Below are 22,174 nucleotides of genomic sequence, written 5' to 3'. Positions count from 1 at the left end.
TTTGCGAAATAACTAGAAAAACGCAGTTGCGTCTTGAAAAAACGTTGTAGTGTACGCAAAATAGGGCTCGATCAGCGCTCAGGGGGGCGCGGATTAGGCGGCAAAAGGCAAGGAGGTTGACGCGTTTTGAAACGCATGCGCCCTTTTGCCATGAATGTAAAGAATGTATGATCCTTACGATTCATCTTCTTAGCGATGGGTCCGCAGGAATTGCGTCAGCCGCGCAATTTGCCGGCGTGGCTTGATGCCAGAGCGAGGATTGCGGTCAAACAAAAACACTAACGTGCGGCCTAACGCGCAACCGAACCTTTTATGGCGATAGAACTCCAGTACTTCGATCCCTCAAAGACCAAGCCGACGCGTCTGCAGCACTACCTGCGTAAGGTCGCTGACCCGGCAGACTTTCCGCTGACCGGCGAAAAGCTCAACTTGTTGCGGGAAGGCCCGCTCCAAATGACAGAGCGCCAGTGCGCTGAAATATTGGGGGTGAGTTCCCCTCAGGAAGTTCGCTTTCGTGAGGCGATTGCTCGGCCAGGTCTTGTCGACATTCAAGTCGAGATGAACTTGCACCTGTACGTTGCGCGTCCACACCCGTTGTCGCTGCGAATCGTGGCCGAGGAAGATCATTGGAAGTCCGACCGATTCACCGACTGGCTCTTTCAGGACATTGGCGCCTACTACGGTTCCGCGCATTGGCTGAACATGGGTGGAGCGCGGGCGGATTTGCTGTCCCGCCTGCGCGTCATGGTGCTTGAGTGGTTGCCGATGATCCTCAACGGAAACGTGAACAATCGCTACGCCATGGTTAACGGAACGCGGAGCAATTCCAAGCCTTCGCTGCGAGTGCTCATGTCACGTCTGCGCGAAGCCGACGCCGCCAACATGGGTGATTTCGAGCGGGGGGTCATGTGTTCTCCCCAGCAGGCCTATCAAGATTTGAAGGCCCTGGCGCAGTTCTGCTGGGAACGGCGTGTCGGCCATTCGCCGCAGGCCGAGTTCGTACTGGAGAAAATCGCCCGGGAAGATCCCTTTGAAAGTGATCTCTACGAAGAAGTGAAGGAGCGGTACGCTTCGCGCGTGGCGCGTAGTGCGGAATGACGGGTGAGGGATGGCGCGGGGTCTATTTGGCTGCCGCGCGATGCCTCCGTGTTGTCCAATCTTGAGGATCTATGAAAACCAAGTCTGCCTCGGTAGTATCCGAGCAAATCGTACAGCCCGTAGCTGCGCCGCCGAAGACGAGCCGGCAGCAGCTCGAGGCCTACTGTCCGATTGATCCGTCCACGACTGAAGATGCGCCCTTGCGCGTCTCGTTGCGCGAGTTGAGTGTTGATCTGCTGGACGGGGAAGATCAACTATTTCGCTTTCGGGAGCCACTTCAAACCTACATCGCTAAATCAGGTTGGAGCAAGTCGGCAGGGGGATATAGCACGGCGCTTTACGAGAAGTACCATCCGAAGATTCCGAAGCGGATCGACTTCTCTTTCCCTTTCTCTGTCGGCAACCTGATGCCGCTCGACGAGACGCCTGGCTTGGATTTGACGCGCAACGATCGCACTATCACGAGCGACGTGTTGACCTATTTCAGGGTCCATTTCGACGAGCAGCTCAGTAAATTGCGTCGCGTCGAGCGGTCCGAAATGGAAAAGATCGCTGAATCCCTGCTCCATCGCAAGCACGAGCACGTTCTGTTCATGGCCAGGACGTTTCCAGCGCTGCTTCAGCAGTTGTTTGACGAGTTTCCCAAGATCCAAGCTGTTCGCTACATCGGGCGGATTGGTGTGCCGGGCATGCCGGAGAAGGATCAGCTTCAGTCGAAAGTCGTCACGATGCGATTCGACGCAGATGTCATTGATCTGTACAACCCGTCACCTATTTTAGATATCCAGCCCTGACAGGCTGATCAGGGACCGAGAAGGGGGCGCCGCGAGGCGCCCTTTTCTATTTCGGCCAAGCTTTGCGTCTATCTGTATCCGACGCCGGCTCCCTACCTCACCCTTGGGTGCCGCGACCCGGCAGCCGGCACGCAAAAAGGTGGCACATCGTGTTGCGGGCAAAATTTTGTTTCCAGTATGATTCATTATGTTTATTCATCCCAATAAATAAGTCAGCTGGAAGTGAGGTTCTGTGGCCCCCCCGATATCGAGTAGCGCGCGGAAGACCGGCGCTGATCATGAAAGCCCCCCGGATCTCCATTGGTTGGACGGGCAGGCCGACTTCCGAAGCGACGATGCGACGATTGTTCGCGCTTTCGTCGTCCAATCCCTGCGCAACGGGACGCTCACATTGGCCAAGCCGCTCGTTGCTCCTCCACATTTGCCGACCTATGTGGCGCCGGCGCTCATAGAGATCGGCCTCGCCGAAACCGCAGCGGCCTCGATCTGGCAACAGTTCACTCGGGACGCGAATTTGAAGGCCAGTCCTTCGGGACGCTGCCGCAGCGAGGTTCGCCGAAAAGCGCGCTTTTTGCTCTGGCTTAGGGAGCAATTCCGCGCCCCAGGGCAGAAACCTGTTCTGGCTTCGACTCAGGTCGGCCGCCGCTCCCTGGCCCAGGCAGTGTGATGGCCTATTTCCTTGACGCAAGCGCGACCGACGAAGAAGCCCTTGAACTACTCCAACGGTTCGGGAAACTCGCCCACCAGGTGACGCTGTACTTGGCGTTTGGCGCCTTAGCGAGCGCAATCATCAGCTTTGTTGGAGCCTACCGCTTGTACGTTGGCCAGGATGTGGTTGTGGCTCACGCTCCGGGTGGCGCCGTGTATCTCCCGGCCACATACGCTGACGGCGTGCGTCCTGAGGTGCCCGTCGCCATTACCGAAGAAATGACCATCCTTCGCAACGGTGGGCTGTAGAGATGGCAGATAAGAAGAAGCGAACATCACCAGCTTTGGTGATCACCATCCTGGGGTCAGCGCTGTTCGTCAGCACCGCCACAAACGGATTGCTACTGACTGTGGCCAGTCGCGAGAAGCAGATCCCGATCGCCGTCAACGATAAGTTGCAGGTCATGCGGCCAGCGCCGTTGGATCAGCAAAACGTCTCGGACTCTCGAGTTCTAGATTTTGCTGAGGAGGCCTTGCGTTCGTCCTTCTCCCACGATTTCGTCAACTACATCCCAACCCTGAATTACGCCAAGCGCTTCTACACGACGCAAGGTGGACGGATGCTGCAAACGCAGCTCGAGCCGATTCTGGACGAAATGCGCAAGGAGCGGGCAGTGATGAGTGCAGCTACGGAGGCTCCGTTGATGTCCCGGTCGGCCCATCTCTTCCACGGACGCGTTGCTTGGGATGTCGAGATTCCGATCACGATCAGATTCCAAGGCCAGCGCGCGGCGTACTCACCGCGGGAGCGAGTTGCTCGCGTGCAAGTGGTGCAGGTTCCGCCAGAGGAGCATTCGCGCGGGATTTCGGTACACACAATCCAGCTGGAGCCGCGAAAGCCGCGGTAGCCATGCCGGAGGTGCATGGGCGGGCGCGCGTGGCATTCGGCATGACGTTCGAAGCACAAGTTACAGAACACTTTAGCGACTCGGCTTTCAAGGCCGGCAGCAACAGGATTAAGGAGCGGAAGTTGAGCGTGAACAATCAGGGCATTCACAAGATTCGAGGCATCGTTATGTCTCGTGTCCACCAGACTCTGAGCAAGCACTGGCCCGAATGGTGGAGGGCGCTCGGCGGGCTCAATGGCGCGGAGATGCGCTCGGCCGGCACCGCCATGCAGTTGATGGATACGGCGCCCAGCGACCTGGCCCTCGGATATGCGTTTGGCCTCTATACGGTGCGCACCAACTTCAATCTCCTTTCGACCGACGACCTGGTCGACAGCCACGTCGCGCTGCAGGTGATGCGAGCAGTCGATCACCACAACAATGAACTCGCCACCAAGCACATGGCTTTTGCCGATATGAACGTGCCCGAGTTCGGCCCAGACTTTTCGGACTTTGAGGTCTGGTTCCATCAGGCACCGAACGACTTCGCTTGCGGCACCGTGTGTGGCCATTTCAGTGCATTCGACGAAATCGCCCGAAGCGGCAAAAACGTCGTTCCGGTTGTTCAGCCGTTGACTCCGCGTAGGTAGGGGCCTCATGAGCAAATTTATCTCGGCACCAACCGGCGTGCGATGGTCGATCGTCATCGCGCTCGCCAGTGCTATCACCCTAACCTCACCTGCTGCATCTGTGTTAGCTGCTCCGCAGGGTGATCCTGCGGCGGAGGCGGAGGCGGGGGCGCGCTCTGCCGCTACTCCCATTCGAGGTGCTAAGCAGGTTTCCAATGCCCCGCCGGTTGACGACCTCAAAGGTGTTGGCGAAGAGGGGGCGGAGGCAACGCGGGCAGCCGCTGGATCACAGGCATCTGCAACAGCCGGGACGAAAGGTGAGCAGGGCCAGGCGGCGGCGCCACGGGGAGGCGAAGGCACGGCAGATCAATCAATTTCGGATGGCCGACCGCTGCCGGCGCCCAATGTAGATTTCGTGAAGTCGGCCGTCGACTCGGTTGCGCCAATGGACCCCGCGCAGATTCGCAAGTTCCGCAAACAGGTCGACGAGCGTCAGGCCGCCGAGATCGCTCCCATCAAATCGGACCTGATCCCTGTTTCGGTGACCTACGACATCGATTTGTCACCTGGTGCGAGGCCTCAGGTAGTGCAGATCACACCAGGGCAGGGGGCCCTGATCAACATCATCGATCGGGAGGGAAACGGTTGGCCCGTCGTTGCGACGAAGAACTACAACAAGGAAGCAATTGTTGTGGAGAGCATGGGACCGAGCACGCTTTCCATCGAAGCAGTCAGCAATCACCAGATCGCCTCCGTGGGCGTCCTGCTCGAGGGAATGAGCGTCGCGTGGTCGTTCACCGTGATCCCGGCGCAGGTCACGACGGACGTCCGCGTTGACTTGCGGCTCCCGTCCCTTTCGCCAGGTGCGGTGACAAAGATCGGTCGAGCAAGCGGCTTGCCGACAGTTGGGGCGAAGCTCGATGGCTACCTGTATGGCGGCACTCCGGAAGGCGCACGCCGGCTCGAAGTGACCGGTGTACCTGGCGCACGCGCCTGGCAATCGCCGGACGGCAGATTGATCCTGCGGATTGCCGGGTTGGTGTCGTCTCCCGCCTGGTACGAGCGCATGCCAGCAGCTGATGGCACGGCTGTTTACGAATTGCCTGCGACCCCGATCGTGGCCGTGGCCACCGATGGCGGCGTGTCCCACACGCTCCGCATCAAAGGCCTGCAGCCAACGGTTGCCGCTGCCGAGAAGGGTCGGCTTCACCAATGACAAACGAGAAGTCGCTATGACAACCAAGAAAAGAGCGGATGGCACCGACAAACCTGAGACGTCTCAGACGCGCCCCACGGCTCGGGGATTCAAACGGAACCTGGTGCTTGTCGGCGTCATGCTGTTTGTGTGCGTGTTCATTGCGCTCGGCTTGGCCTGGTGGGCCGGGTCTGGCGGCAAGAAGGGGAGTGAGCCCACCTCTTCGCTTGGTCCTATTAACCCCAACGGGACCGGCGAGGTACGACGGGAGCTGAGCCCAGCGATGCAGGAGAAGCAAAACCGGGTCTTCCAAGACGAGGCCGAGGCTGCCAGGAAACAAGGCAGGACCTACATCCCCAATGAGGGGACGTTGGGGCTATCTACGCCCGTGGAGCCACCGCAAGCTTCTGCGGCGGCCGAGGGCGGCCTGCCGACAACCCGCCGCATGTCTGGAGGCAGCGGCGCACAGGCTAGCCAAGACAACGTCGGCCTGACGCGTCAGATCGAACGGATTACGAGGGGCATGGATATCAGAGCCGAAAAGGTGCAGGTGCTGGCCAAGGATGACTCGGCGGCCAGGACTCAGGCTGGAGCATCGATGGCACTGGCCGCTGCGTCGCCTGCGTCTAAGGCTGTCGACCCGAGCGCATCACGTGGCCGGGATCTGACGAACGGCCAGGAGATTCATCCCGCAGAGTTGCTCAGCCCGATCGACACAGACAAAACGGACGAGGCCACTGCCAGGATCACTGGTGGGCCACTGGCAGGTGCCACCTTTGTCGGCAAGCTTGTGGTGTTCGAGGAAGACTTTGCAATGGGGTTCACGTCGATGCGATTCGACGGAAAGTTCTACGCAGTGCAAGCGGTGGGCGTGAATGAGCAAACCGCATCGCGCGCGATGGGGGCGGACGTTGATCATCGGTTCTTTGACCGCTTTGTGATGCCTGTCCTTTCCTCTGGCTTGTGGGGCGCGGCGACCTACTTCACTGAGCGCGGGCGAACAGCCACCCAGTACGTACCTACGGGTATCGGCGGCGACATCGTCGTCAGCGACGAGCGCGCGAGCCGTGAGGACGCGAAGAACTCCGGTATTGGAGCGGGGATCTCTAAGGCGCAGCAGGTCGCGGAAGCTGAGGTTCAGCGCCGAGCGGCCAAAAAGAACCGTATGACCTTGCCTCAATTTACGCCGCTGGGAATTCGATTCGAACAGCCGGTGTATGCGAAGGACGCGAAGTAACGCGAAAGACTGGCGAAACGCCGACCAACACGGAGAAAGTCTGAATGAGCACTGAAAACCAACGCGATCCGACGCAGTCTGATCTGCCGGCGGGCACCGCCACTGATCCACGAGTCGCGCAAGCTGACGCATGGGAAGTTGTCAGCGAGGCAGCCGGCACCGGCGAATCGGGGAACCCGTCAGATCGAGATCACCAGGACCGGGACGACGAAGCCCATTCCGCGGGCGGCATGCACACCCACGACGATGATGAGCACGGCCCTGCGGAAGACGTCGACGAGGAAGAAGACGACGACGAAGCAAAAAAAGAGGCAAAGCGTCGTCGATCGAATTTGATCTTTGGCGCGGCTGTTGCTGCCTTCTTGACGATCGTGGCCGTGCTTGTATATGTCTTCCTTTTCAAGCCGTCGACGTCGCGAAACGCAGCCGCTCCGGCGAATGAGACCACGATGCAACACGCATTCGTGCCCGAGATTCCGGATCGCTCTGAGCCTGGCCGGGTCCCGCCGCCAAAGCGGGCAATGGCGCCGGCAGCGCCCCCCCCTGTCGAGCAGCGACTGGAGGACGAGCGGCGTTCCGAAGCAGCGGTCACCCGAGGGCCGGAATCCACAGGCCGCGGACGGGGAGCGTCGGCTTACGCTGCTTCCGAGTTCGAAGAAGATCGGCGGACCGACCACGACCAAATGAGTGCGGCCGCAGTGTCCCCGAGCCGATCGGAAGCGCGGGGCATGGAGGGGCGCGCCGAACAGGTATCCGCGGGCAGAAACCTCGAATCGAGTATGGATCTTGTCGCCGCCAACGTTCTGCAGCTGAACAGCCAAGTGGCAATGCTGCAGGGGCGACTTGTTGCTCTGGAGGCCGGACAACAGGCGATCCTCAAGGGCGTGACTGCGATCGGGGAGAAGGCGACCGAAAAGCCTCAGGCAACCACCTCTTCGGCGAAGGCGCCACCGGCGCGCGGCGGGGATGCGAGCAAAGCCAAGCCCACAGCCCAAGCAAGCAGTGCTAACCGAGTCAGCAGTGGCAGTACGCCCAAGGTGGGCAAACTGGCCGGCTTGTGGGTGAAGGGCGCGTACCCGACCACCGGTGGAGAAACGCAGATCGCATGGGTAATGACCGAGGACAACAAGCTGGAGGCCGCGGTGCGAGTGGGCAGTGTGGTCCGAGGAGCTAAGGTCACCGCGTTTGATGGCATGAAGGTGGTGACAACCGCTGGCACGATTCACCCCCGCTAGCGGAATTCCGATATGAACTTGGACGCCTTTCTCGACGGCTCGGTCACGTTCACTCAGAACATCATGCGCATGGTGTTCGTGGGGCTTGCGGTCCTTGCGGGCGTGTTCTGCGTCTACCAGGGCCTTCGCATGTGCGTCGCCCAAGCTCAGGGCCAGCGCGAGGGCCGACCGCTGTTCGGCCCGGTCGTTGCCCACTTCATGCTTGGCTACATGCTCCTCCGCCTCGCCGGGTTCTCCACCGACGTCATTCAGTTGCTGTTTGGCGCCACGCCGACGCCGCCGGCGAGCGCGCTTTCCTATTTGCCGCCTCAGGTGTCTCAAAGCAAGTTCTTTAGCCGGGTCGCGCTGGCCATCGTTAGTTGGGTGGCGATGTTCGGCGCCATAGCAGTGTTTAGGGGGCTCTTGCTATGGCGAGAGATGTCCAACGGAAGCCCAAACCAACCAGGGGACCTGATGTGGAGAGGACTCTGGCACATCATCTTTGGGACCATAGCGCTCAACATAGGAGGACTGTGGGGAAGGGGCTGAACGGAATTCGAAGTTGTGCGATTCAGTAGAACTATCGCCCGGGAACACGGGCATTTTAAGGAAGGAAACATGAAGAAAATCTGGAAGTCTGGCACGGCTCGGAGCCTTGCCGTTGCGGTAGCTCAACTGGCCCTCATGGCCACTGCGCGCGCCGACCTGATCGATGTCGGCAATCGGACGATCGACCTGGCCAAGGTGGGCACGCAAGTGCTGATCATCGGCGCCGTCCTTGCTGGGGTCGCGGCCGTGATCTACGGATTCAATCTCATGCGCAAAAAGGCTGGTGACCGCGGCGAAGATATCAGCGTCGGGCGCATCTTGACGGCGATGGGAGCCGGGTGCGGGCTGATCGTCCTGGGCTTTGTGATCGCTTCGGTGAACGAAACGTTCGGCGCCACATCAGGGGACGTCGGCAAGAGCCTGTTCTAGGCCGAGCTGACGTTCTCCCAGGAGTCTGTGCTGTGAAGGATCTGTTTTTGTCCATCCGCCGAGGGCCTTCGGCCGTTGCCGCGATGCGGCGGCCGAAGGCATCAAATCCAGAGGCGAGTGCTTCTTCGACTGGTCCGCTCACGGTCCGGTGTGAGAGCTGCGGGATTGCCGTTCCGACGGCTCTCGCAATTTCTGCTGACGCCGAGAGCAAGAAGCATCAGTGTGAACTGTGCGCCAGCTATTCAACTGCGGGGGAGAAGGATTCGAGTAATCGCGGGCGGGACATGGCGACACAGAGCCTTGTTGCAGTTGTTCCGGAGATCTGCGCGACGGACATGAACCTGCTGCACTGGGCGCTTGCGGTAGCACTGGAGGATCCGAGTGAACGGGAGCGGGCAATGCAGGTTTCACAGCGTCTTCAAGCACGCATGTACGACGCGAAGCACGGATACGGGTCCATGAGGGCTCCAGCCTATCGCGAGGCCATGGGATTTCTGTCGGATGGCGAGTATGCAATGCGGGACGTGACTGAACTACGGCTGGTTTTCTCTCCTGCTCTCATGCAAAAGCTGCAGGCCGAAGTTGGCCAATCCCATGGTGAGTTTATGAACTGTGACAGGTGGACCGAGCTGACGCAGTCCACACGTCGTTTGATGGTTGACGGTCCCGGCGATGCCGAGCCGAAGTGAGGGGTTAGGACAATGGCAATCATTGGTGATGAGGCAGCGGCAGCTCGTGCAGATGCTGGGGTCGTTCCACTTTCCGGGTTCGTGCAGTTTGACGAACCGAACTTGGCCACTGGTGGAAAGGCCTTTCTTCCCGATGGGGAGGTGAGCAGGTTCAAGCAGATTGGGGATCTGGATCCGGCCGTGCTGTGGATTACCAACCTAGGGTCCGCGGATGAGCCCCTGCGGCGCAGGAGAAATTTTCGCTGCTCTGCCTTTGTTGGGCCCAGTGCTCAAGAGATCGCCCGCGATCTGGGGCTGGATGTTCAACCTGATGGGCGGTTGTCGGACGGTGCGGCTGCCCACGTGGCGGGCGTGTTGGATCGCGCGCTGCGCGCGGCCGCATCGGCCTATGGGCAGGGCTCTGCGTATCGATGGGTACATGGCTTGAAGGGGGACTACCTATACCAGGATATCGGTAAAGGTCTTCCCCGTGGGCCTCTCAGCGGCGTGGAAAGCTTCCCCAGCCAGAGAGATGTCCTGACTTCCGCCTACCAGGCGCGCGCGATTCCACAATGGGGTGATTGGCCGCTTGGGCCTGGCACACGTTTCGTGACGTTGCGTTTCAACCGAATGGCGTATGCGCGCCAAATGCTGCAGATGCAATTCCCCGTTGGCAAGAACTGGGTGAATGTGCAGGGGACAGCCGGTGTGCCGGTACTTGAAGAAATGCTCGCTCGCCCGTGCCTCGTTCGAGCCGATGCCGCATTGCGGGAGGGATGTGACGATCCTTCGCCCGTCACGCTGGCGGCGCTCGGCTTCGAGGGGGGGCGCAACGCGCGCCGCAGGGGCTGGTTTTCGCAACCGGAGCTTGCCTCTTTGTCCGAATTTATGGAGATCCAAGCCGACGGCTTTCTCGTCGACGAAGACGGAACCCGACCGCTTCCGTCGCGCGCGCTGCTACCCGACGCTTTGATTGAACGCGCTGAGCGGTCGCTTTCATACGCATTCGGCCTGGTCGCCCACTGTCATTGGCTGGCGCTGGCCACCGCGCGCCATGTGGCTGATCGGGACGTGACGCAGGCCGACGTGTGGAGCATATGGCTACGTGCTATGGACAGGGCGTTGATGCACGAGCTGGCGCTGCGTGCGCATAAAGACGGGCTGCATGTTGAGTCATTCGGAGAAGGCTCCATCGTGCTACGACTGCAAGATGGAGATTTGCAAAGGGCTCAACGTTTCTGGGAGCTGGAAGGATTTCAGTATCCGGTAGGCGGCCCAGGACAAGCGCAATGAGCACGCTCCCCCGCCTTCCGAAGTTCTCGTTTGAACCCAACGACGAAGCTGTCAGCCCGTTTGACGGCCTGGCGGAGCGGTTTCGGCGCGCAGATGCCGGAACGCAGTCGCGACTGGATGAGTGTGTGGCCATGGAGGACGCGGTTGGCGCCGTGGTTGCGTTGACGAAGCTATACCTCGCGCTGGATGGCCAGCAACCCTCGCAGGATTCCATCCTGAACGTGCTTCCCCTTCGTGATGTTGCAAAGTCCCGCAACGCTGCGGTCAACTAGTTTTTGACGTTTAAGGTCCACCCCAGTGAGTACCACCGCGATTGTTCTTATCGTCCTCTTGATCGTGATGCAGATCCTGTTTCTGATCGCCTGCACGATGAAACGTGACAGCATTGAATCTGCCATCTTGCACTTCATCAGCATGGTTTGGCGCAATGATGCCGAAGGCGCGATCTCGCTTGTATCGACGTTCGACGATAAGACGCTCATCACGAAAAGTCGGGACTTGGTGTCGTACATCAGAATCGAAGGGCGAGGGCGTTACATCGGAGTGGAGGAGTTTGACGCGCTCGCGGAAAAGCTGGAGGTCGCACTCGAGCATGTGTTGGGCCCTGGGGCGGCTCGACAGCATCGGATTGTGGTCGGGTTTCGGTCCGATCCGGAAGGCGCGCCTGATGTCCTGAAGAAGGCCTTTCAGCCCGCTCTTGCGACGGCCCGTCGGATGGGAGCTGGCGAGCGGATGAAGGTCTGGTTGGAGCGGAAGGCCCGCGCCCTCTCGGGTGTCATCGTTGACGAGAGCATTGTGTTGGGCTTGTTCACGTTGCGCAGCGGCCTGTCCGCCGACGAAGCCGAGAGAGCTGCTGACGAGATCGCAAAGGTGAAGGCGGGGCTCGGGCGCGACGCGATTCGTGGAGCTAATTCGCAGTTTTCCCAGAATGCTATTGGCATCCCACCGTTGATGGCGATGCGCCACGAAGCAGCCATGACAACGCTCATGAAGAACCTGACCGATCACGAGTCAGGTATTGGGCTGATCGGTGATGTAATGCCATCTTCGGAGACCTTGCCCGTTCTGCGTTCGTTCCTGGATGGGCGGTCACCACCGGAAGGTTGGACGCCGGCGCTACTGGGAGGAAAGGGGGGAGCTGCGACGGCCGGCGCCCGTAGCACTGACGCTGCCGACCTACTTCCGCTAGGCCTTGGACGACAACTTCTGACTGCCCCCAGCATTGAATTCTTCAAAGACTACGAAGGGGTCACTCGAGAAGGTACGACCCACGTAGGCTTCTCGTTGGATGTATTCCCGGCGGAGGACCCGGCCCCGGGGTTCAACGTACTCGCTCGAAGCGTGAGCGACGTTGGTTCCAGTGATGGCAGCCGCCTTCCCTACGCGGTGTCGTTTGAGCTATATCCTGATGGAGAGCGATACAAAAAGGCCAGCTCGACGATGGCGGCGTTCCTTGGCGGGATGGGAGATTACAACCGGTCCATCAAACAGGCTTGGGACCACCTGCGCGCACATCGATCAAAGGCCGTTGCGCTTCGTGGCGTCTTCACGACCTGGTCTCACAAGTCTGAATCGGAATCCTTTGCGCGCGCGTCGCAATTGAAGAGCAAGGTTCAGAATTGGGGTGGGAGCACCGTCAGTAACGAATCAGGCGCGCCGGCAGAGCTGTGTTTGGCCGCTGCCCCTGGGGTCGCTTCGCGGTCCCCTGTCCCCTTTGTACCAACCCCGTTGGCCGCCGCGGTACGAGCGCTTCCGGTTTTTCGCGCTGCCTCACCATGGCGTATTGGGGAACTGCTACTGCGTACGGAGTTCGGCAAGCTCTTTCCTATCGCGTTTGGCTCGACGCTCCAGGCAAACACTGGTGGGTGCGTGATCGCGCCCCCCGGGCGCGGGAAATCCCTTCTGCTGAATTCGCTGAACTTTAGTGTTGCGATGGGTCCGGGCCTCCAGGATCTGCCTTACATCACCATCACAGACTTCGGGATGAGTTCGGCCCTGAACATTGCCCTTCTGCGCTCAATCCTGCCTGCACATAAGCGTCATCAGGCAGTTTCTGTACGGGTAAGAAACGAATCGAAGTATGCGAGCAATCCTTTCGATACGCAGTTGGGCTTTGATCGGCCCACCGAACGCGAACGCGATTTCCAGCGCTTTGTTATTGCGGCTATGGCCCCAAATCTTGGGCCGGAGAGCGGCAAGTTCATCGGTGCCGTGATTGATGCGGTCTTCGAGCTTTTTTCGCGCAACAGCCCCGAGGTGAAGCGTTGGCAACGGGCCAACCATCCTGAAATGACGCGCGTGATGGACGACCTGGGGTTGAAGTCGGAAGGACGCCGCGTTTATGACCTGGTCGATGAGCTGTTCGACCATGGCAAAGTACACGAGGCAGTCGTCGTGCAACGCTATGCGGTGCCTGTCCTCTACGATCTGATCACCGCAGCGCGGTCGCAGTCTGTGCGCGACCAATATGATCGTCCGGGCGAACCGACGCCCACACCCTCGGGTGAGTCCATCCTTGCTGTATTCACGCGGGCTATTGGTGCCGCCGCAGCCGATTACGCGCTGCTGTCCACGGTGACCCAGTTTGACCTGGACGATGCGCGCGTTGTGGCGATCGACCTAGAAGAATTGGTCTCTGGCGGAGAAGATGAGGAATCCCGTCGGCGCGCCGCGGTGATGATGATGTTTGGCCGCAATGTGGGGGCTCGGAACTACTTTTTGCGATGGGACGAGCTTGCGACGACATGCCCGCCGCGGTACCTGCGCTATCACGAGACTCGGGTTCGTGAGATCTACACCTCTCCGAAGTTCCTCGAGTATGACGAGTTCCATTTTGCGAAAGGCGTGGGACCACTGCTGGAGCTGATCGACTCTGACTACCGGACGGGTCGAAAGTACCAGGTGTTCCCTTTCCTGGTGACGCAGCAGTTTAGCGACGTACCTCCCGCAATGTTGAAGTCTATGGCATCGGTGTTTATCTTGGGCGCCGGCAGCGAGGAAGAGGGGCGCGAAGTGCAAGAGGCTTTCAACCTCACGGACTCCGAGCGCCGATGCATCATGACGAAGTGCTTGGGCCCCACCCCAAAGGGCAGCCCGATCTTTGCCGTATTTAAGACGGTGAAAGGCGTCGTGAGCCAACTGCTTTATCACACGGCCTCGCCTCTGGAACTGTGGGCCTTTAACAGCTCAGCGATTGATGCGGCGGTGCGCGCGGAGACGACAAAGCAGCTGGGCGGCGACTATTGGCAAGCGTTGCTCGCGCTTACGGATCAGCTACCCAGTGGATCTGCCCGGACGCTGATTGAAGCGCGAAAGCTGCGCATGGGTGAGGATGAGGCCGTCGAGGACGGGGGGCTTACGGTAACGGTTGGCCGCGAGATCGCGGCGCGGGCACTGGAAAAACTCGCGGCCTGAAGCATGCAAAGACTCCGATGAATCGGAGTTTCAGAGCGGGTTTGCATAGGGAAATTGCACGTCCGAGTGCTGCGGCTTCGAATTGCAGGTATGTACAATACATATGATTCATAACGAGTAATAGAGTTAGCCAGTCTGCGGACAACTGATTCGATTTCGAGGTGCACTACCATGCAATCAAAATTCGGCCGACAGCTTCGTGCGGCTTTCGTCCTGTTCATGAGCAGTAGCCTGGCGTGCGCCTGGGCAGCGGACACGACCCAGTTGCCGCGGGATGACTCGACGGGCCCTGGGGCTGCCGTGGGGAACTCGAAGGCTCCGTGGTCCCAAGATGTCGAGTCGGTGCGGCAGCAAATTCCGGTCTCGATCGCGAATGCTCGCACAGAGACCGTTACCTGGGGATGCGGCGCCGGCTATGCCGGGGCCCGCTTCCAAACGCGACTGGTGAAGACATTCACGAATGGTGTGTCCCAGGCAGATCCCTGGTCGGACATTCAGGGAGAATGTGTCGTGTTGCCTACCGTCGCTCGTGGCACTGTGCTCTATACGATGAGCGGTTACGAGGACGCGCCTCGGTATGGCTTTCAGGTATGCCAGCCGGGGGGCGGATGTTGGACGTCCACCACTTGTCCCGCTGGGGTGTTCACCCCCATGTCTTATGGCTCGTTCCAGTCCGGTTCCGGGGAGGGCACCCAGCCCATCACCCCGTTCGTGCGAACAGCACTCTGCATCCAGCCGTAACTCTGATGGTTGGTCCTTTGCTACTTGCGCGATCTGCACCGAGCGGGTTGGATGCGCCAGCTGATCCAGTGCCGCGCCAGTCTAAGACTGCGCAGGTGATGCTCTTCCTCCTGGATCGCGCGGTAGGAAGAGAAAATGCCGTCCCGGGGAAGCTCGTACGGACGATGACGAGGATGAAGCCCGATGATGTTCATCGTGTACTGTCGTCGCAGGCCGGAGCCGGCCGTATTAGCAAGAGGTTGGTGGCGGACGTCGGACCCAAAGCTGAGTTCCAATACTGGCTGACTCCTGAGCAGGCCGCCTCTGCTGAAGCATATCGTTCGCCCCTTCATGGCGGCCGCCTGCCATGCAGGCACGATGGCGTGTCGCCGGTGGATCTATCCACGCGGCTAAAGTTCTTGGTCTATTGCAAGGAAAGCACCCATCTTGGGGAGTTCAAAGTCCTTGATTTGATCATTGCTGACTATCGCGCCGCTCTGAAGAGCGCCTCCCAAGCCGAAAGCTGAGTACAGCGTCAGCCCACATAGTCTTGGCACGCGTCGTGCGTCCCATCTGGCAGCGCGGCGCCGCTCCAACATAATCAGGCTCCCTTTTCCATCGCGGCGACGGGGATGACCTCACTGGCCGCTGGCGCTATCTGTAAGCCTCCTCCCCCCGATGCCGCTGACGCGCGCGCTCCTCTGGCCGCGTTCGATGACCGCGGTGGCGACGCCGGCGCGCCGCGCGGCTAGCGCAGGCGATAGTGGCCACCAGGCCTGCGCCGAGGATGGGGTCATGGCAGGTTACTCTTTGAGTTTTCCGCGCGGCATTTCGACGGTGAAGACGGCTCCCGGCTGGGGGGAGGCGTTCTGCGCGCTCAGGGTCCAGCCGTGGGCGAGCGCGATCTCTTTGCAGATCGACAGCCCCAAGCCTGCGCCCTCTTGGGCGCCCGTTTTGCCGCTCCAGAAGCGGTCAAATAGCTTTGGCATGCTGCCAGGTGCAATCCCCGGCCCTTCGTCCTGGATAAGCAGCTTTTTCCCCGACCAGTGAACAACGACAACGGAATGCGAGGGGGCATGATGGATGGCGTTTTCGATCAGGTTCTTGAGCAGCGTGAAGAGCGCGCCGCGATCGGCGACCAGTTCAAACGATGTGCTGGCTGGCGGCGCCTCAATGCGGACCTCGTGCCTTTCTGCCAATCGCTCGAGATACTGCACGACATCCAGCAGCACCGCATTGGCGTCCGATGGTTCAAACACGTAGTTATGGGTTTCGCTCGCCTCGGCCAGGTGCAGCAGTTGGTGCACCTGGCGGCTCATAAGGTCGATGTCTTGCAACAGCGCCTCTCTGGCGGGGATATCACTCAACTCAATCTCCGCCCTGACCAGCGCCAGCGGTGTTTTCAATTCGTGAGCCGCGGCTGCCAGGAAATCCTGCTGGACGCGATATCCCGTTTCCAGTCTACCCAGCGCACTGTTGAAGGCGGCAATCAGGGGGCTGAGCTCTTGCGGCAGCGGGGCCGCGTCGATTCGCTCGCTAAGATTGCGGGCTGAGATCTGCGAGGCGGCGGTCGACGCATCGAGCAGCGGTTGCAACATGCGTTTGAGCGTCAAGGTAATGGCCACGCCGAAGACCAGGGCGGCCAGCAGGCAGGTAATGATCACGACTTGGAGCGCGGTCTTGCTGTCGGTGAGTCGCACCATGGATGTCAGTCGTTCGCTCTGAGCCATCTGGACATAAAACGTGGCGTGCGCGCGGTCAATGGGCACCGTGGCCACTCGAAACGCGAAGTCGTCGTCCAATAAAAGGGTGCCGACCTCTGGCGGCCCGGTCATGCGGGCGGTGATTGTCGTCAGCGCAGGACTCGGCGCGGCGGTGATGAGGACGGCGCCCGTTGCATCGAGGATGCGGAACGTGGCGTCTTTCGGCAACCCATCAAACATTTTTTCAAGGTCATCGGGTAGGTCAACGGCTACCGGGTAACCAGACGGGTCGAACTTGACGCTCGCGGCAATATCCAGCGCATTGTCCCTCACCCCAATCTCAGCGAGGGCCGACGATTGCCAGTCGAGAAGGACGGCCACTGTCATGCCTACCAGGGCGATGGCGGCTACGAGCCCGCCCACCGAAGCCAACAGAAGCTGAACAGTAAGGTTACGACGCACTTTGGGATTCTTGAAGCGCATACCCTTGCCCACGAATGTTGACGATCTGTAGTTTGCTGTCGATGGCATCGAGTTTCTTGCGAATTCGGTGGATCGCCACATCGAGCGCGTTTGGGGTGACGTCATGAAAACTCCATGCTGCCTTCTCTAGCGTCGTGCGTCGCACGGTCTGGCCTCCCGCACGCACCAGCGTCAGCATGATCTGCAGCTCAGTCGCCGGAAGGGTGACCGACTCGGTCTTGCAAATCATGCTGCGAGACTCGGGGCGGATTTCAACATCGACAAAAGTGGCGGTCAGGCTCTGCATTTGAATGGGCCGGCGCATCAGCGCGCGTACGCGGGCGACGAGCTCCTGCATGGCGAAGGGCTTGGGCAGATAGTCATCCGCCCCGGCCTCCAGGCCCGAAACGCGATCGTGCAGCGCGTCGCGCGCGGTGAGTACAAGGCAGGGGAGGCGGTTGCCGGTGCTGCGCAGCTTCTTGACAAGATCGAGCCCGTCTCCGTCCGGCAAGCCGCGATCAACAATCATCAAGGCGTATTCGGCGTGGGCCACCGCGTAGGCGGCCTGATCCGCCCTCGCAAACAGATCAGTCTGGATGCCGGCCGCCGCCAGGGCTCTGACGACCAACTGACCCAGGCGCTCGTGATCTTCAACAAGGGCGATTCGATTCATGCGGCGAGGCAATCAAAAACGATACATGTAACCGGCAACCACGCCCGGGACGACGCTACGCTCGACTAGAGGGCTGTCCTTGATGTCCTTGCCGAGGAAGGTGGCACCCACATCGACAAACATGGAGTGGTTCTTGTTGAACAGGTAGGTGGTTCTCAGGCCCAGTTGGAAGTTTGTGGTGGCATCCGCATTGTATTGCGCGCGCTGCGGGGTGGCCTCGCCGGAAGTCACGCCAAAGTAATAGTCCTGGTACTTGCTGTTGCCCCAGAGGACGGCGGCGCGCGGGGTGAACACGAAATTGCCAGCGGTGAAGTTGCGTTCGATGCCCAGGTTCGCCTGTAGTCCCTTGCTGGCCGAGACGTCCTTGAGCACTTCGAGGGAGATGGTGGCCAGCGACGTTTTCCAGTTTACGGCCCCTCCGACCCAGATGCCGGCTTTGCGCTTTTTCATCCCATCCAGGATGTCCGCATCGTCTTCATCGTAGCCATCGCCCAGGGCGTAGCGGGTTCTAAGCGAGAAGCTCAGCTGATTAGTGTTTGCGAACTTCCAGTCCGCAGTGGTCCCGGCAAAACGAAAACGTTGGCTGTCGTAGGAGATGATCGGAAGGCCAAAACCTTTGGTGTCGGCCCCCTTGTATGCCGGGCGACCGGCTCCTCCGCCTAAACCCAGGCCCCATTGGCCAGACGAGGCTTGTGCGGTTTCATCCGCGAAGGCAACCTGAGGTACGAAGGTGAAGGCGAGCGCAGCAAAAAAGGACGTTTGTACGAGCGGACGGATACGCATGGGGTTTCTACTCAAGGGGAGACAGGTCCGCATGGTCGCCCTGGCTGTCTTACCGCACACTTACTGGCGCGAGGCTGAGTAAAAAATGCCTTTTTTGCAGTTGAACTAGTTCAGGGAGCGACCGACTGTATTTCTCGCTCTCACTCCAACTGCTTTCGATTTGTCTTGGGGTGAGGTAATATAAGGGAACATAAAAGATCCCTTAAATTGCATCATGAGCCCTAAAGCATTCGGTGGCGGATCTCCGCTCAAACGCCAGCCGCTTCCCAGCACCACGAAACACCAGTGGTCAGTTCTGCTGCAAACGCTGCTGATTGCAGGCTTTGTAGAGCGGTCCCGCTGGACTCGCGAAGAAGCTGTGTTTCACGGGGGAACGAGTCTGAAATTGGGGTGGGGAAGCCCACGCTGGTCGGAGGATTTGGACTTTTTGGTGAAGAAAGATCACCTGCAGGAAGCCGAGAGGCATATTCACAGCGCCGTGGCCTTTGCGCGTGCTCACCTGGCGCGTATTGATGCCGCGCTGCAACTGGAAGTCAGTGGCAAGACAACCGGGCGGATGGCGCGCTACGCGGTGTCTATGACCAAACCAGGGCTTTTAGGCAAGGCCATGGTCAAGGCAGAGTTCTGGGGCGTCGAAGATAGCTACCTCGAGCGCTATCCGTCCGCGCCGCGGCTGCCTGAGCCACCTCAGGAGCTGGCTCAGGCGGGGTACTTCGTGCGTGTGAGTTCGATGCTGCCCATGGCGACATTGAATGCCGTGATGTGCGACAAGCTCGTAGCCGTCGCGAACCGGCGATATTTCAAGGCGCGCGACATCTTTGATATGTACTGGATTCAACAGGAAAGGAGCTTCGTGCGGCCAACTCCTCAGGAAATGGCCCGAGACGTCCTCTTCCATGCCAGTGCGTACGACGCGGAGATGGACCCCGAACAAGCGCAGGCACCCAAACTGGAATTTACTTCCGACCAGGCGCTCGCACTTTCGACGGCCAATCATCTGCGAGCGTGGGTGGACAGTATTGGCACGCCGGAATACCTCACGAAGGCACAAACCGAGCTCAAGACGTTTCTGGTCGATTCGATGGGCGGCGTGCATCTGTGGGACTCCTATTGGCAAGGCCAGGTCTCCACGATGATTCACGATGCCGGCAGGATGGCGCTGGAATGTGCCGCGGGTCTGGAGGATCTCGTTCGCGAGCGCCAGAATGATGGCGAGGGGACTCGACCGGCGCCCCCCCGCGATGTGCCGCGCGGGTGAGACATGGGCATCCACACGATCCCCGATGACGCCGGCACTGGGCCCGGTCGCCGGGTCTCGTCGGTAGCGCGTCTGCGAGAGTTGCCGGCCGTCTTCTCTCTTTCTGAGCTCTGCCGTCTGCACGAGATGCCCGTCGAAGTCGCCAAGGTCTGGGTGAAGCGCATGGCCCGTAGTGGGCTGATTCAGTTCGTCGGCCCGCGCGCTGCGATGTACTTCAACCTGCTGCGCTTCCCGAATTCACCGCAGGACAACCTGCTTGAAGCCGTGGGCAGAGTGTATCCAGACGCCGTTGTCTTGGGGGCGCACGTGCTCCACGCATATGGCTGGGTTACCCAGATTCCGCAGATTGTGGATGTGGCCGTGACACCCCGTCGCAGCATGATGGCCATCAATGGAGTTCACCTGTGTCCACGGCCGCGCAGTTGGTACCGCGAGCAGCAAGATGCCGGCGCAATCCTGCGCTACGGCGAGTCACCATTCGCTTTGGACTCACTAACGCCCATGGCTGCCCTGCAGGATCTCCGGGCGCATGGAACAGGCGACATGTGGATTCCTGATCCTGACGACCTTTACATCCCAGAGAACGTAGAGGAGGGCGTGATCCGCCACGAGCCGGCTGGTCAGGTCGGGGGCTTGGATCAGGAGGCGTTTGATCGGTCGGGCTCTCCGCCGGATGGTACGCCCCCACAAGACAATGGATTCTTCACCGACGATGACTCAGCTTGACGGGGCGGTGCCCGCGGAGCTTTGGGGCAAGCTTTGTGTTTGTTAGTATGAAATAGACCTCTATTTCATACTGAAAGGACTGCGCCACTATGACCATCTTCGGCCCTGGCCACCTGGCTGCCCTCATCTGCTCCACCTGGATCGCCGCCAGCGCCTCCGCAGGCGAAAGCCGCTGTCCCTCCCACTATGCCAACGCACGCCCCCCAGCGATCATGGATGCGTCGGTGTCTGTTGGCGCAATGGAGCTGTGCTCCCAAGGATACGGCTTGGTCTACTCCTCCGAAGCGAAATCGCCGATCTTCGCCGCCGAGCTTCTATCGCCGGACCGCGTGCTCCGCGCCTACAAACGCCAGAACCGCGCCAATGACTTCAGACCCGATGAACGCGTCGCCCGGCGTGCACGAGCAACGCTGGAGGACTTCCGCGGATCTGGCTTCGACAGAGGTCACCTGGCCCCCTCCGCCGACATGGACTCACCCGAGGCTGATAGCGAGAGCTTTCTCTTGAGCAACATCGTCCCGCAGGATCCGCACTTGAACCGGAATTTGTGGGCTGCGATTGAGAAGGCGGTCCGCGCGATGGCGAAGCACCGACCAATTTACGTTGTGACCGGCGTCATCTGGGAGCCGCATAACTCGCCTACTGTGGGCCGGGGGCGCGTGCGCGTGCCGGCATATCTGTACAAGGCGGTCTACGACCCGTCGGCCGGCTCTGGAGCGGCCTACCTGGTGGCCAATGCGCCGCGCCAGGCCCACCGCGAGCTGAGCCTTGTCGAATTGAGGGAAGCTGCAGGTGTCGATCCTTTTCCCGGCGTCGGTGTGGTGGCCAAACTTCGGTTACCGCGCCCCCGTTATTGACGTGGCCAGCAAAGGCGCAGGTGTGCTGCGGGTTTCCGCCCCTGGAGTCCGGCCGTCCTTAGTCAACGCCTACCTGGCTGGGCGGCCCCAGCCGCCTTGATTACGTGGATAATTCCCGCGCCGGGCCGACCGTGGCCGGCCAACATTGACTAGGAGACTGGCGTGAGCAGTGCAGTTTTGAGTCCCTGCGAGAAGTACCGCTATCGGCTGGACCGAGAAGTGCAAACCTCTGGTGACGTGTTTGGCTTCTTCGGGGTGAATCCAAGTACGGCCGATGAGAAGCTCGACGATCAAACCGTGAAAAAAATGCGGGGGTTCACCCAGCGCAACGGCGGCCGGCGCTTCATCGTGGGCAATGTGTTTTCGCTGCGAGCCGCCGACGTCAGTGAGCTGTCGCGCGCGTCTGCGGTGTGTGGGCCAGACCATATGCGCCACCTTCAGAAAATCGTGGCGGAGGCTGATATCCTGGTGCCATGCTGGGGCAGCCGCGGCAAGATGCCACGCGCACTGTGGCCGCAACTCGAGGAAATGCTTGCCTTGCTGCGGGCCAGCGGCAAGCCGATCAAGCACCTGGGCCTGACCCAGTCAGGTGATCCTCGCCATCCCGTGATGCTGGGCTACGACACCCCACTGGTTCTATGGCGCTAACCCGCCAGCATGTCGGCAGCCGCCTGCTGGCCATCCAGGCTGATGTTGGCCGCGTGCATGGGGAATCCGGCGGGCAGTGGCGCTCGGACCGTGCGCACCACATCAGGCGTGCGCGCCACCAGGTCGTCGACCACCGTCTCTGCCCCGCTTCCGCCACGGACCCCATGCTCGGCTCCCAGGGTGAGCCAGTTCCGATGGAGGATTTTCCGCATGCCCAGTGCGCGCTCTTCGACCGCACGACGATGGCCATCTTTGCCATGAAGGGAGATGGATGGTTCGCCCCCGTGCC

At 60.3% G+C, this 22,174-nt stretch carries 24 protein-coding genes; 20 read left to right on the top strand and 4 right to left on the bottom strand.

Going from position 1 to position 22,174, the window contains the following annotated elements; translation table 11 throughout:
* Window positions 1-312: 312 nt before the first annotated feature.
* From RAS12_RS30325 to RAS12_RS30250, 16 genes are all read left to right on the top strand, one after another.
* Window positions 313-1,098: a hypothetical protein gene (locus RAS12_RS30325; protein WP_306951856.1), complete on the top strand. Its 786-nt coding sequence runs from the start codon at window positions 313-315 to the stop codon at window positions 1,096-1,098.
* Window positions 1,099-1,169: 71 nt separating this feature from the next.
* On the top strand, window positions 1,170-1,892 hold the full coding sequence (locus tag RAS12_RS30320; protein ID WP_306951854.1) for a hypothetical protein: 723 nt from the start codon (window positions 1,170-1,172) through the stop codon (window positions 1,890-1,892).
* Window positions 1,893-2,196: 304 nt separating this feature from the next.
* Window positions 2,197-2,559 carry a hypothetical protein gene (locus RAS12_RS30315; RefSeq protein WP_306951852.1) on the top strand — a complete coding sequence of 121 codons (363 nt, stop codon included), beginning with the start codon at window positions 2,197-2,199 and terminating at the stop codon, window positions 2,557-2,559.
* Window positions 2,559-2,849: a hypothetical protein gene (locus RAS12_RS30310; RefSeq protein WP_306951849.1), complete on the top strand. Its 291-nt coding sequence runs from the start codon at window positions 2,559-2,561 to the stop codon at window positions 2,847-2,849. The genes RAS12_RS30315 and RAS12_RS30310 overlap by 1 nt, the downstream gene beginning before the upstream one ends.
* Before the next feature lie 2 nt (window positions 2,850-2,851).
* Complete coding sequence (locus tag RAS12_RS30305) at window positions 2,852-3,448, top strand: DotI/IcmL family type IV secretion protein (RefSeq protein ID WP_306951847.1); 597 nt, start codon at window positions 2,852-2,854, stop codon at window positions 3,446-3,448.
* Window positions 3,449-3,489: 41 nt separating this feature from the next.
* On the top strand, window positions 3,490-4,077 hold the full coding sequence (locus RAS12_RS30300) for a hypothetical protein (protein ID WP_306951845.1): 588 nt from the start codon (window positions 3,490-3,492) through the stop codon (window positions 4,075-4,077).
* Window positions 4,078-4,084: 7 nt separating this feature from the next.
* Window positions 4,085-5,272 (top strand): DotH/IcmK family type IV secretion protein, encoded by a 1,188-nt coding sequence (locus tag RAS12_RS30295; protein WP_306951843.1) that lies wholly within the window; start codon window positions 4,085-4,087, stop codon window positions 5,270-5,272.
* 16 nt (window positions 5,273-5,288) lie between these two features.
* Window positions 5,289-6,488, top strand: coding sequence for a DotG/IcmE/VirB10 family type IV secretion system protein (locus tag RAS12_RS30290; RefSeq protein WP_306951840.1), 1,200 nt, complete (start codon window positions 5,289-5,291; stop codon window positions 6,486-6,488).
* Window positions 6,489-6,532: 44 nt separating this feature from the next.
* Window positions 6,533-7,723 (top strand): hypothetical protein, encoded by a 1,191-nt coding sequence (locus RAS12_RS30285; protein WP_306951838.1) that lies wholly within the window; start codon window positions 6,533-6,535, stop codon window positions 7,721-7,723.
* Between the two features lie 12 nt (window positions 7,724-7,735).
* A complete protein-coding gene (locus RAS12_RS30280) occupies window positions 7,736-8,251 on the top strand; it encodes a hypothetical protein (RefSeq protein WP_306951837.1) in 516 nt (171 codons plus the stop codon).
* Window positions 8,252-8,320: 69 nt separating this feature from the next.
* The gene (locus tag RAS12_RS30275; RefSeq protein WP_306951835.1) at window positions 8,321-8,680 is read left to right on the top strand and encodes a DUF6750 family protein; all 360 of its coding nucleotides are present in this window, start codon (window positions 8,321-8,323) and stop codon (window positions 8,678-8,680) included.
* 32 nt (window positions 8,681-8,712) lie between these two features.
* Window positions 8,713-9,369 (top strand): hypothetical protein, encoded by a 657-nt coding sequence (locus RAS12_RS30270; protein ID WP_306951833.1) that lies wholly within the window; start codon window positions 8,713-8,715, stop codon window positions 9,367-9,369.
* Between the two features lie 12 nt (window positions 9,370-9,381).
* Window positions 9,382-10,641, top strand: coding sequence for a hypothetical protein (locus tag RAS12_RS30265; RefSeq protein ID WP_306951831.1), 1,260 nt, complete (start codon window positions 9,382-9,384; stop codon window positions 10,639-10,641).
* On the top strand, window positions 10,638-10,913 hold the full coding sequence (locus RAS12_RS30260; RefSeq protein WP_306951829.1) for a hypothetical protein: 276 nt from the start codon (window positions 10,638-10,640) through the stop codon (window positions 10,911-10,913). Before RAS12_RS30265 ends, RAS12_RS30260 begins: the two co-directional genes overlap by 4 nt.
* A 25-nt stretch (window positions 10,914-10,938) precedes the next feature.
* Complete coding sequence (locus RAS12_RS30255; RefSeq protein WP_306951826.1) at window positions 10,939-14,055, top strand: putative type IV secretion/conjugal transfer ATPase; 3,117 nt, start codon at window positions 10,939-10,941, stop codon at window positions 14,053-14,055.
* 914 nt (window positions 14,056-14,969) lie between these two features.
* Window positions 14,970-15,302 carry a hypothetical protein gene (locus tag RAS12_RS30250; protein WP_306951825.1) on the top strand — a complete coding sequence of 111 codons (333 nt, stop codon included), beginning with the start codon at window positions 14,970-14,972 and terminating at the stop codon, window positions 15,300-15,302.
* A gap of 276 nt (window positions 15,303-15,578) precedes the next feature.
* On the opposite strand, the gene RAS12_RS30245 is transcribed toward RAS12_RS30250, so the two are convergent.
* Genes RAS12_RS30245 through RAS12_RS30235 form a run of 3 tightly spaced genes read right to left on the bottom strand, consistent with a single transcriptional unit; the run spans window position 15,579 to window position 18,396 of the window.
* Window positions 15,579-16,961 carry a sensor histidine kinase gene (locus tag RAS12_RS30245; protein WP_306951822.1) on the bottom strand — a complete coding sequence of 461 codons (1,383 nt, stop codon included), beginning with the start codon at window positions 16,959-16,961 and terminating at the stop codon, window positions 15,579-15,581.
* Window positions 16,930-17,613 carry a response regulator transcription factor gene (locus RAS12_RS30240; RefSeq protein WP_306951820.1) on the bottom strand — a complete coding sequence of 228 codons (684 nt, stop codon included), beginning with the start codon at window positions 17,611-17,613 and terminating at the stop codon, window positions 16,930-16,932. Before RAS12_RS30240 ends, RAS12_RS30245 begins: the two co-directional genes overlap by 32 nt.
* Before the next feature lie 12 nt (window positions 17,614-17,625).
* A complete protein-coding gene (locus tag RAS12_RS30235; protein WP_306951817.1) occupies window positions 17,626-18,396 on the bottom strand; it encodes a MipA/OmpV family protein in 771 nt (256 codons plus the stop codon).
* Window positions 18,397-18,610: 214 nt separating this feature from the next.
* On the opposite strand from RAS12_RS30235, the gene RAS12_RS30230 reads away from it, so the two are divergent.
* From RAS12_RS30230 to RAS12_RS30215, 4 genes are all read left to right on the top strand, one after another.
* Window positions 18,611-19,654: a nucleotidyl transferase AbiEii/AbiGii toxin family protein gene (locus RAS12_RS30230; RefSeq protein WP_306951815.1), complete on the top strand. Its 1,044-nt coding sequence runs from the start codon at window positions 18,611-18,613 to the stop codon at window positions 19,652-19,654.
* A 3-nt stretch (window positions 19,655-19,657) separates the two neighbouring features.
* The gene (locus tag RAS12_RS30225) at window positions 19,658-20,380 is read left to right on the top strand and encodes a hypothetical protein (protein ID WP_306951813.1); all 723 of its coding nucleotides are present in this window, start codon (window positions 19,658-19,660) and stop codon (window positions 20,378-20,380) included.
* An 89-nt stretch (window positions 20,381-20,469) separates the two neighbouring features.
* On the top strand, window positions 20,470-21,237 hold the full coding sequence (locus RAS12_RS30220) for a DNA/RNA non-specific endonuclease (RefSeq protein ID WP_306951811.1): 768 nt from the start codon (window positions 20,470-20,472) through the stop codon (window positions 21,235-21,237).
* A 162-nt stretch (window positions 21,238-21,399) separates the two neighbouring features.
* The gene (locus RAS12_RS30215) at window positions 21,400-21,885 is read left to right on the top strand and encodes a DUF1643 domain-containing protein (RefSeq protein WP_306951809.1); all 486 of its coding nucleotides are present in this window, start codon (window positions 21,400-21,402) and stop codon (window positions 21,883-21,885) included.
* On the opposite strand, the gene RAS12_RS30210 is transcribed toward RAS12_RS30215, so the two are convergent.
* Window positions 21,882-22,097 carry a hypothetical protein gene (locus RAS12_RS30210; protein WP_306951807.1) on the bottom strand — a complete coding sequence of 72 codons (216 nt, stop codon included), beginning with the start codon at window positions 22,095-22,097 and terminating at the stop codon, window positions 21,882-21,884. The genes RAS12_RS30215 and RAS12_RS30210 overlap by 4 nt on opposite strands.
* Window positions 22,098-22,174: the final 77 nt, after the last annotated feature.

It is taken from the genome of Achromobacter seleniivolatilans, assembly GCF_030864005.1.
In the GTDB taxonomy this organism is placed as follows: domain Bacteria; phylum Pseudomonadota; class Gammaproteobacteria; order Burkholderiales; family Burkholderiaceae_B; genus Achromobacter; species Achromobacter seleniivolatilans.
Note: the sequence above shows the minus strand (reverse complement) of the source record. Positions and strands in the feature narration are given on the sequence as shown.